This window comes from Ramlibacter sp., from assembly GCF_013697775.1.
Taxonomy (GTDB): domain Bacteria; phylum Pseudomonadota; class Gammaproteobacteria; order Burkholderiales; family Burkholderiaceae_C; genus Ramlibacter.
In genome coordinates this window covers 1-10,078 of the sequence record NZ_JACCWG010000093.1, presented here as the reverse complement: position 1 = coordinate 10,078, position 10,078 = coordinate 1, and the positions used below count along the sequence as shown (strand labels likewise).

The window sequence follows — 10,078 nt, the reverse complement described above, 5'->3', positions numbered from 1 at the left end:
CCAGCGCCCCGCCGGCCGCCGCTTCGGGCGAGACGTGGATGGCCGCCGGCACCTTGCCCGAGGCGCCGCTCATGCGGCCGTCGGTCACCAGCGCCACGCAGTAGCCCTTGCCCTGCAGCACGGCCAGCGGCGGCGTGAGCTTGTGCAGCTCGGGCATGCCGTTGGCCTGCGGCCCCTGCCAGCGCACCACGCACACCAGCCCGCGCCCGGCGTCGGCTTCGCAGGCACGCTCCAGCTCACCGCTCTGGAAGGCGGCCATCAGCGCGTCCTGGCTGTCGAAGATGCGCGCCGGCGCCTCGATCACATGCCGGTCCTGCGGCACCGAAGACACCTTGATCACCGCGCGCCCGAGGTTGCCCGTGAGCAGGCGCAGCCCGCCGGTGGGGCTGAACGGGCTGGCCGCCGGCCGCACCACGTCGTCGGCGCGCGAGGCGCCGATGTCGGTCCAGGCCAGGCGCTCGCCCGCCATCGCCGGTTCGCGCGTGTACTCGCGCAGGCCGCCCTCGCGCACGGTGAGCGCGTCCTCGTGCATCAGGCCGGCGTCCAGCAGCTCGCGGATCACGTAGCCCGGCCCGCCCGCGGCCTGGAACTGGTTCACGTCGGCCAGGCCGTTGGGATAGACGCGCGCCAGCAGCGGCACCACCGACGACAGCCGGTCGAAGTCGTCCCAGTCCAGCACCATGCCGGCGGCGCGCGCCACCGCCACCCAGTGGATCAGGTGGTTGGTGGAGCCGCCGGTGGCCAGCAGCGCCGCCAGCGCGTTGACGATGCTGCGCTCGTCCACCAGCTGGCCGATGGGCGTGAAGCGCCTGGCCTTCACGTTGCCGAGCACGGTGCGCACCGCCTCTCGCGTGAGCGCCTCGCGCAGGCCGGTGTGCGGCGGCACGAACGCGGCGCCGGGCACGTGCAGGCCCATGGCCTCCATCAGCATCTGGTTGCTGTTGGCCGTGCCGTAGAAGGTGCAGGTGCCCTGCGTGTGGTAGGCCTTGGACTCGGCTTCCAGCAGTTCCGCGCGGCCGACCAGCCCTTGCGCGGCCTGCTCGCGCACCTTGGCCTTGTCGCTGTTGGACAGGCCGCTGGGCATCGGCCCGCCCGGCACGAACACCATCGGCAGATGGCCGAACTGCAGTGCGCCGATCAGGAGGCCCGGCACGATCTTGTCGCAGATGCCCAGCATCAGCGCGCCGTCGAACACGTCGTGGCTCAGGCCCACGGCGGTGGCCATGGCGATCACGTCGCGCGAGAACAGGCTGAGCTCCATGCCCGCCGTGCCCTGTGTCACGCCGTCGCACATGGCCGGCACGCCGGAGGCCACCTGGGCGTTGGCGCCATTGCGGTGCGCCTCGTCCTTGATGAGGTCGGGATAGGTGCCGAACGGCGCGTGCGCCGACAGCATGTCGTTGTACGAATTGACGATCGCGATGTTGGGCGCGCGCTCGGCCACCACGCGGAACTTGTCGTTGGCGGGCAACGCCGCGAAGGCATGCGCCACGTTCGCGCAGCCCATGCGGTCGGCGCCACGGTCGCGCTGGGCCGCCTGGCCTAACCTTTGCAAGTACGCCGCACGCGAATCCGCGCTGCGTTCGCGGATGCGGTCCGTCACAGCCGCCACCACTGGATGAAGTCTCATGAACAACTACCCTCGTCTGACGCCGCATGGTACTGCGCCCTCGCGAACAGGTGGGCTGGCCGTTACCATCGCTGATCCATGCGAACCGCGGCCGCAACCCGCTAGAGTGGATGCCATGACGGAGGCTTCGAAGCCCTTGCGCGACCCGGCGACGATGCTGGAGAAAGCCCTGCACGAATGGGGCGGACACGAGGACCTGTGGGTGTTCGCCTATGGGTCGCTGATCTGGAAACCTGACTTCGACTATGCCGAGCGGCGCCCGGCCGTGGTGCACGGCTGGCACCGCGCGCTGAAGATGTGGAGCCGCGTGAACCGCGGCACGCCGGAGCGGCCCGGCCTGGTGTTCGGCATGCTCTCGGGCGGATGCTGCCGCGGCATGGTGTTCCGCATCGCGCGGCACGATGGGCGCGACGCGCTGGCGCGGCTGTGGGCGCGCGAGATGATCAGCGCGGTGTACGACCCGAAATGGCTCACCTGCCACACGGCACAGGGCCCGGTGTCGGCGCTGGCGTTCACGCTGTCGCGCAAGAGCCCCAACCACACCGGCGAGCTGAGCGAGGAGCAGTACCGTGCCATCTTCGCCGAGGCGACCGGCATCTACGGCACCACGCTGGACTACGCGGACCGCACGCTGGAAGAGCTCAAGCGCCTGAACATCCGCGACCGGCGGCTGGAGCGATTGCTGAAGCTGGCGCGGCGCTGAAGCGGCCACGGGGCTGCGCGCTTCGTCTACATTTGGCCGCTGCAGACATGACAGGAGACATTCCATGCGCGCTTCCTCTGCCCCCATCCTTTCCACCGGCCTGCTGGCCGCTGCCCTGTTGGCCGGCTGCGCCGGCATGTTGTCCGGCGACCCGGCAGCCGTGGCCACCCTGCAGCCCACAACGGGCAGTACCGTCAGCGGCACGGTGCGCTTCGTGCAGAGCGGCGGCCAGGTGGCGGTGACCGGCGAGGTGCGCGGCCTGAAGCCCAATGCCGAACACGGCTTCCACGTGCACGAAAAAGGCGACTGCTCCAGCGGCGACGGCATGAGCGCCGGCGGACACTTCAACCCGGGCGGCCAGCCGCACGGCCAGCATGCGCAGGGCGCGCACCACGCCGGCGACCTGCTGTCGCTGAAGGCCGACGCGGCGGGCACGGCCAAGATCAGCTTCACCACGCCGGCCGTCACGGTTGGCCAGGACGCCACCGACGTGGTCGGCCGCGGGCTGATCGTGCACCGCGACGCGGACGACTACACCACCCAACCCACCGGCAACGCCGGCCCGCGCCTGGCCTGCGCCGTCATCACGCGCGCCTGAAGCCTTAAGGAGCGCCGCGCAGCCGCTGCGCGGCAGCCGCCAGGTCCTGCACGGTGTCGATGTCGGTGACGATGCCGGCATCGTCCAGGTCCAGCCGCAACGCCCGGCCCTGCGCCGCGCGCGGGCGCACCACCGAAGCGGCACCCTCCACGCCGCTGAGCGCCAGCAGTTCGTCGCGGCACGCCACCCCGAACCCCACCGGGTGGCCGCGCTGTCCCTGGTGGTGCGGCAGCACGATCTCGTGCGCACCGAGCGCCCCGGCCACGCGCCGCAGCGATGCTGGGTCGATCAGCGGCAGGTCGCCCGGCAGCACCAGCCAGCCTACGGCATCGGTCGTCGCGCGCACCGCTGCTGCGATGGAGTCGCCCATGCCGGGATGGCCCGCGTCTTCCAGGTGCCACGGCAGTCCGCTCGCGCGCACGGCATCGAGCGTGCGTTCCAGCACGGTCTTGCCGGCAAGCAGGGCCTGCAGCTTGGAGCCGGTCCCTCCGGAAGCGATGAAGCGCTCGCCACGGCCGGAGGCGAGGACCAGGACGACTGGGCTGTTTTGCATGTCCTGCGGATCGTAGTGGAGTCTCGGGCTCGGGGATTCACGCGGCTGCCTGGGTGGCATCGGGCAGGGGCTGGGGTGCCCGGGCTCCGGGATCACGCTCGCGGGCGTCTGCCCCGGCGCGCCGGCTTCACGTCGTCAACGAGGTGGTGCCGCGCAGTGTCTGTAGCGACCGCGAATGGACCCTGCGCCCGGGCACCCCAGCCCCTGCCCTCCACGTCGCGTGTCACTTTCGCTCCCTTTTCTTCCTCCCTCGCCCCACTGGGGAGAGGGCCGGGGTGAGGGGCGGTCGGGGTGGGCCAGGCGCAGGGTCCATTCGCGGTCGCTACAGAGGATGCGCGGCACAGCGGAATTAACGACGCAGTCTCCGAGCTTCAGGGCAGGCGTCCGCGAGCGTGATCGGAGCCTGGCCCACCCCGGCCGCCGGCCGCTGCCCCCAAGCAACGAGAGAAACCGCGCAGAGTGCGAGAATTTGCAGAATGAGCTCCAACATCTCCTCCCGCATCGCCGACCTGCGCAAGAGCTACGAGCGCGCCGAACTCAGCGAGGACGCTTCCAATGCCGACCCGCTGCAGCAGTTCGACCAATGGCTCAACGAAGCGATCGCGGGCGAGATCCCCGAACCGAACGCGATGACGCTGGCCACGGTGGCGGGCGACCTGCGGCCCAGCACGCGCATCGTGCTGATCAAGGGCTACGACGCGCGCGGCATCGTCTGGTACACCAACTACGACAGCCGCAAGGGCCAGGAGCTGGCCGGCAACCCGTTCGCCGCGCTGCAATTCCACTGGGTGGACCTGGAGCGCGTGGTGCGCATCGAAGGCCGGGTGGAGAAGGTCGGTGCCGAGGAGAGCGACGCCTACTTCGCTAGCCGCCCGCTCGACTCGCGCATCGGCGCCTGGGCCAGCCCGCAAAGCCAGGTGATCCCTGGCCGCTCGGTGCTGGTGACCGCCGCGGCGAAGTACGGCGCGCAGTTCATGCTGAACCCGCCGCGCCCGCCGCACTGGGGCGGCTTCCGCCTGGTGCCGGACCGCTGGGAGTTCTGGCAAGGCCGCAAAAGCCGGCTGCACGACCGGCTGCGCTACCGGCAGGACAGCGGCGCCTGGGTGCGCGAGCGGCTGGCGCCCTAAGGCTCTGCGGCTCTGCCGGCTCACGTCGGCGGCAGTACGCCTGCGGAATTGGTCACCCACAGCACCAGTGACACAGTGCCCATGGCCAGCACGGTGGACACCGCCACCGCGGCGGTGATCAGTTCCTCGTCGACCGCGTAGCGCTGCGAAAACATGAACACGTTGGCGCCGATCGGCAGCGCCGCCGTGAGCGCCATCACCGCCACCGGCAGGCCGCCCGTGCCCAGCATCCAGGCAGCCGCGACCACCAGCAGCGGATGCCCCAGGTTCTTCGCCAGCGCAAGCCCCAGCGCGCCGCGCCACAACACGCCGATGCGGCTGGACGCTAGCGTGGCGCCGACCAGCACCAGCGCGAGCGGGCTGAACGAGCTGCCCAGCAGCTGCATCGGCTTGTCGATCAGCGGCGGGATGGCCCAGCCGGTCTGCCCGAACAGCAGGCCCGCCAGGATGGGCAACGGCACCGGGTGGATGATGGCGTTGCGCACGGCCAGCGCCACCGTGTGCGCCATCGAGCGCTGCGCGTGCAGGCCGGCCGCGCGCTCCTCGCGCGCCACCGACAGCTCCAGCAGTACCGTGGCCAGCGTGAGCATCACCACCGCGTGCATGGAGATCAGCGTGAACAGCGGCACCAGCCCCGCGTCGCCATACGCCAGGCCGACCAGCGGAATGCCGATCATCACCGCGTTGCTGTAGGTGCCGGCCAGCGCCAGCACCACCGCGCGCCGGGTCAGCCCGCGCACCAGGAGCGTGGCCAAAAAGATGACGCCGGCGCCGATGAAGTAGGTGGCGATCGGGCGCAGCTCCATCTGCTCCAGACGCACCGTGGCCATGGTGCGGAACAGAAGCGCCGGCGCGAGCAGCAGGAATGCCAGGTTGGACAGCTCCTTCACGCCCTGCCCGCTGATCCAGCCGCGCCGGCGCGCCAGCACGCCGGCGCCGATCAGGAACACGACGGGAAGCAACGAGGCGAAAACGGGCTGGTCCAAGGCGGGCAGTGGGTGGAAGATGACTCCCGGTTATACGGGAATCAGAAGCTCGCCTGCAGCCCCAGCTTGACGCTGCGTCCCGGCAGCGGTGCCTTGCCGGGCACCGTCTGCGTGAGGATGGAGGTGGCGCTGTAGGCCAAGCGGTCGGTAGCGTTGTCCAACCGCAGGTACCACAGCAGGCTGGACGGCCCGGCCTTCATGCGATAGGTGAGCGCCGCCTGCCACAGCGTGGTGCCGCCGGTCGCCAGCTCGCCTGCCGGCACCCTGTTCTGCCGCGCGTTGTGGTCGAAGCCGACGCGCGCGCCCCAGGCGCCCTGCGCCCAGGCCAGCGTTGCGCCGATGCGCGCCGGTGCGATGCGCGGCAGCGGCTCGCCGGTGTCCAGGTTGGTGGCGCGCACCAGGTCGCCGCGCAGTTCCAGGTCCAGCGTCGACGGCGCATCCACCAGCCGCACCGTGCCGCTGGCCTCCAGCCCGCGAAAACGCGCGCGCACGCCGCGGTAAGCGAACTCGGGCAGGTCCTCGCCACCGGCCGCATGCGTGCCGCCGGTGGACTGCAGCGCGATGTAGTTGCGAAAGCGGCTCTGGAACGCATTGAGCTTGAACTGGTGGTGGCCGCGCTTCCATTGCAGGCCAGCATCCACGTTGTTGGACACCTCCTTGCCCAAATTCGCGTCGCCCAGCTCCCAGGCGCCAGTGGCCAAGTGCGGACCGTTGGCGAACAGCTCGTAGTCCTTGGGCGCGCGCTCGCTGTGCGCGACGTTGGCGCTCAGCTGCCATTCGGGCGAGAGATTCCACATGCCGCCGAGCGCGGCGCTGGCCGGCGAAAAACTGCGTTCGCCGCGTTCGAAGCGCGGCTCGTCCGGATTGCCCAGCGACGCCACCCGCACCCGCTCGGCGCGCGCACCCAAAGTCAGCTTGCCCCAGGACGTGCCCAGTTCCTCATACGCGAACAGCGCCCGCTGCCGGGTGCGGCTGTACGGCGCGAATGCCTCCTCGCCGGCGGCGGAGAAGCGGCCGTTCTCCACCTGCAGGCCGATCACGCCGTCCAGCGCGCCGAACTTCCTGTGGCGCGCCTCCAGCCGCAGGTCGTTGCCCTGGTTGCGGAACACCGTGCCGGGCGCGCCGGCGTCGAATTCGGTGTGGCTGTAATCGCTGTGGCTGAGCTGCGCCTTCACCGACCGCAACGGACCGCCCAGGTCGCGCCATTCGCCTTCCAGCGCGTAGCGGTCCTGCCGCATGCCGATGGTGACGGCGTCCTCGGCCACCGTGCCGTAGTGGCTGCTGTAGCTGCTCACCGAGGCGCCGAGATAGCCGTGGTCGAAGAACAGCGAGCCGCCGACGGCGCCGCCGGACGCATCGGACGCCGAGTTGCAGATGCGCCGCGCGAACGTGGTGGTGCCGTCGCGCGTGCATGGCAGGCTGACGGGCGCGCGCACGTCGCCGGCGCCGCGGTCGAACGCATCGACGTGCAGTCCGATGCGGTCATTGCCGCCTTCCACCAGCACCGCCGCTTGCCTGCCGCGGCTGCCGCTGGACCAGCCCAGGTCGGCCTTGCCGGCCACGCCCTGCACGGACAAGCGCGGGATGCGGTTGTCGATCAGGTTCACCACGCCGCCGATGGCGTTGCCGCCGTACAGCAGCGCGCCCGGCCCGCGCAGCACCTCGATGCGCTCGATGCTGATCGGGTCGGCCGCCACAGCGTGGTCGTAGCTGAGGTTGGAGACGTCGAGCGAGACGCCGCTGTTGCTGAGGATGCGCACGCGGTCGCCGTCCAGGCCGCGCACGATCGGCCGGCTGGCGTTGGGGCCGAAGTAGGTGCTGGAGACACCGGGCAGGTTGTTCAGCGTTTCGCCGAGCGTCGTTTGCGAGCGCAGAAGCAGGCCGGTGCCTGACAGCTGCGTGACCGGTGCGGCCAGGTCGCCGACGCCCAGCGGATTGCCGGTGACGGTGACTTCCTTCAGGGTGCCGCCCGCCTGCGCGAACGCGCCGGTGGAGAACGTGGTCAGGGTGGCGGCCAGGGCCGCGGTCAGGGCGGGCGCGAGTGCGCCGCGGCCCAGGAATGTCTTGTGCATGGTTGCCTTGTTCGTGAAAGCCGGAGCACGGCGCGCGCGGCCATCCAGGCCAGCGCGTGCGCCGCGAAAAAAAGCGGGATCAGCGAACGAAGGAAGGGGGGCCGCGCGCGTCGAACAGCGCGACCCAGCGGGCCAGCGCTTCACCGGCCAGCAGGGGCAGCAGATAGGGCGGGATGCCCATGGGAACCGCCAGCACGGCGCACGAGGGCGGCGCCGTGTGGCTCAGGGAGTCGAACAGCTTGCAGGTGGACGAATCGTCGCTGTGCGCCGAGAACAGCGCATCGACCCAGCCGGAGGGCACGGCGACGGATTGCACGGCGCCAGCCGGGTGCGTGGCCGCCGCGCGCTCCGCGTGGCGCAGCCCGTGCGAGATGCCGTGCATCAGCGCGAGCGCCTGGGCCAGCACCAGCGCGCACACCAGCAGCCAGGCCAGTGCGCGGGCGCGCGACGGCAGGTGCATTTACTTCACCGCGACCGCGTCGGTCACGCGGTAGTACATGCCGTAAGGGTCGTCGCTCAGCAGCGCGAACGTGCCTTCCACGGTCACCGGGTCCAGCGTGTACTTGACCGGCGTTTTCGTCTTCACTTCCACCATGCTCTCCGGGCCGCCCGGCGTGCAGAACGAGCAGGTGAGCGGCACCGAGCTCAGCAGGAAGTGGGTCTGCTTTTCGCCCGGCTCCAGCGGCATCATGAAACCCTGGACGCGCTGCTTGCGCTGGTTCAGAACCATCTGGTCCTTCTTGAAATTCGGCAGCAGGCGGTTCTTGGCATCGGCCTTGGTCTGCACGTCGGTCAGCAGCGACCATGGCACCACGTCCGTGCGCGCGGGCAGCGGCGCGAACGGGCTGTTCGGGCTGTGCACGCCGGCGCCGGTGCCCATGGGCACGGCGGGCATCGGCGGCTGCTGCAGCTGCTGGGCTTGCGCACCCAGGGCCAGCAGGCCGGCGAGGATCAGGATTCTGGATTTCATGTTCGCAACTCCGGCGCGCGCGGCGCCCATGCATGCATGCGGTGACAGCGGGAAGTATTGCCGATCCGTGGACGCTTTGGAACGCACATCGCTTCAGCGCGCATTCAGCAGGCGCCCAACGTCCACGCGCGCGGCGCCGATCGCCGGAATGAGCGCGGCCAGGCCGGCCACCGCCAGCGCCAGCACCGGAATCCAGGCTTCGGCCGGCACCCAGCCCGCGCCCGACACCGGCAGCGACTGCTGCGCGCGCAGCATCGCCGCCACCAGCGCAGTGAGGCCGTGGCCGGCGGCCAGGCCCAGCACCGAGGCCAGCACCGCCAGCCACAGCGCTTCGCACAGCAAGAGCGCGCCGACCTTCGCCGGCGTGGCGCCCAGCATGCGCAGCATGGCGAGGTCGGCGCTGCGCTCGCGCACCGCCGTCCACAGCGCCACGAACACCGACAGCGCACCCGTCAGTAGCAGCACCGCGCCGATGCCCTGCAGCACCTCGGTGCCCACGCCCAGTAGGCGCAGCAGGCGCGAGATCTCCAGCGCCGGCGCCGCCGCCTGCATGCCGGTCTGGCTGTTCACGTAGCGGGGGAAGCTCACTGCCGCAAGCGGGCTGCGGTAGGTGATGAGCGCCATGGTGACTTCGCGCGCCGTGTCGTCATCGTGTTCGTGCGTATCCGCATCGGCGCCGTGGTCCGCATGCGCGGCTGCGCCCTGGCCGGGCATTCCGGACATGCCGTGCGCCGCGTGCACGTGCCACACGGACTCCAGGCTGGTGAGCACCAGCCTGTCCACCACGCAGCCGCAGGGCGCCAGTACACCCGTCACGCGGTACGGCGATTCGGCGTGCGCGCTGCCGCCGCCCAGGCCGTGGCTGCCCGCGAACGCCGCCCCCGGGCGCAGGCCGGCGGCGCTGGCCACCTGCGCGCCCACCACCGCCTCCATCGGCGCGCGCCACAGCGCGCCTTCGGCCATCTGCAGGCGGTAGTGAGTCACGTAATCCGGCGTGGTGCCGACGATGCGAAAACCGCGGAACGCATCGCCCAGGCTGATGGGGATGGCCTGCCTGACCAACGGCAGCTGCGCCAGCTTGCGCACCTCGGCCAGCGGAATGTTGCCGGGCGGCACGTCGATGTGGAACACGCCGGCCAGGATCAGCTGCATCGGGCTGCCCTTGGCGCCGACCACGGCGTCGATGCCGGCCAAGTCGCGCTGGAAGGCGCGGTCGACCTGCTCGCTGGCCAACAGCACGAAGGTGATGGACGCCAGCCCCAAAGTGAGCAGCAGCAGGTTCAGCAGCGCCGCCAGCGGTCGCGACCAGAGGTAGCGGAACGCCAGCGCCGCGGTCTTCATGCGGGCGCGGCGGCCGCCGAGGCGCGGTCCAGCAGGTACAGCTGCGCGCGCGGCAGTGCGGCGCGCACGCGCGCGTCGTGGGTGGCGACCACCAGCGT

The 10,078-nt window shown here is 71.0% G+C and carries 10 protein-coding genes; 3 read left to right on the top strand and 7 right to left on the bottom strand.

Going from position 1 to position 10,078, the window contains the following annotated elements:
* Positions 1-1,630 (bottom strand): phosphogluconate dehydratase (gene edd, locus H0U68_RS05050; RefSeq protein ID WP_296353306.1); only part of this gene is annotated, 1,630 nt, incomplete at its 3' end.
* A gap of 115 nt (positions 1,631-1,745) precedes the next feature.
* Here edd and H0U68_RS05045 point away from each other — a divergent pair.
* Positions 1,746-2,333 (top strand): gamma-glutamylcyclotransferase, encoded by a 588-nt coding sequence (locus H0U68_RS05045; protein ID WP_296353305.1) that lies wholly within the window; start codon positions 1,746-1,748, stop codon positions 2,331-2,333.
* Positions 2,334-2,397: 64 nt separating this feature from the next.
* Positions 2,398-2,931: a superoxide dismutase family protein gene (locus H0U68_RS05040; protein ID WP_296353303.1), complete on the top strand. Its 534-nt coding sequence runs from the start codon at positions 2,398-2,400 to the stop codon at positions 2,929-2,931.
* A 4-nt stretch (positions 2,932-2,935) separates the two neighbouring features.
* On the opposite strand, the gene H0U68_RS05035 is transcribed toward H0U68_RS05040, so the two are convergent.
* On the bottom strand, positions 2,936-3,484 hold the full coding sequence (locus H0U68_RS05035; RefSeq protein ID WP_296353301.1) for a nucleotidyltransferase family protein: 549 nt from the start codon (positions 3,482-3,484) through the stop codon (positions 2,936-2,938).
* Positions 3,485-3,960: 476 nt separating this feature from the next.
* Between H0U68_RS05035 and pdxH the strand changes: the two genes are divergently transcribed.
* A complete protein-coding gene (gene pdxH / locus H0U68_RS05030; RefSeq protein ID WP_296353298.1) occupies positions 3,961-4,611 on the top strand; it encodes a pyridoxamine 5'-phosphate oxidase in 651 nt (216 codons plus the stop codon).
* A 20-nt stretch (positions 4,612-4,631) separates the two neighbouring features.
* Here the strand turns inward: pdxH and H0U68_RS05025 are convergent, their stop codons facing one another.
* From H0U68_RS05025 to H0U68_RS05005, 5 genes are all read right to left on the bottom strand, one after another.
* Positions 4,632-5,597: an AEC family transporter gene (locus H0U68_RS05025; protein WP_296353297.1), complete on the bottom strand. Its 966-nt coding sequence runs from the start codon at positions 5,595-5,597 to the stop codon at positions 4,632-4,634.
* A gap of 41 nt (positions 5,598-5,638) precedes the next feature.
* Complete coding sequence (locus tag H0U68_RS05020) at positions 5,639-7,669, bottom strand: TonB-dependent receptor (RefSeq protein WP_296353295.1); 2,031 nt, start codon at positions 7,667-7,669, stop codon at positions 5,639-5,641.
* Between the two features lie 79 nt (positions 7,670-7,748).
* The gene (locus H0U68_RS05015) at positions 7,749-8,129 is read right to left on the bottom strand and encodes a hypothetical protein (RefSeq protein WP_296353294.1); all 381 of its coding nucleotides are present in this window, start codon (positions 8,127-8,129) and stop codon (positions 7,749-7,751) included.
* Positions 8,130-8,639, bottom strand: a complete 510-nt coding sequence (locus tag H0U68_RS05010; RefSeq protein ID WP_296353292.1) for a DUF3299 domain-containing protein — start codon at positions 8,637-8,639, stop codon at positions 8,130-8,132. It lies immediately after the preceding gene.
* Positions 8,640-8,732: 93 nt separating this feature from the next.
* Positions 8,733-9,980: an ABC transporter permease gene (locus H0U68_RS05005; protein WP_296353290.1), complete on the bottom strand. Its 1,248-nt coding sequence runs from the start codon at positions 9,978-9,980 to the stop codon at positions 8,733-8,735.
* Positions 9,981-10,078: the final 98 nt, after the last annotated feature.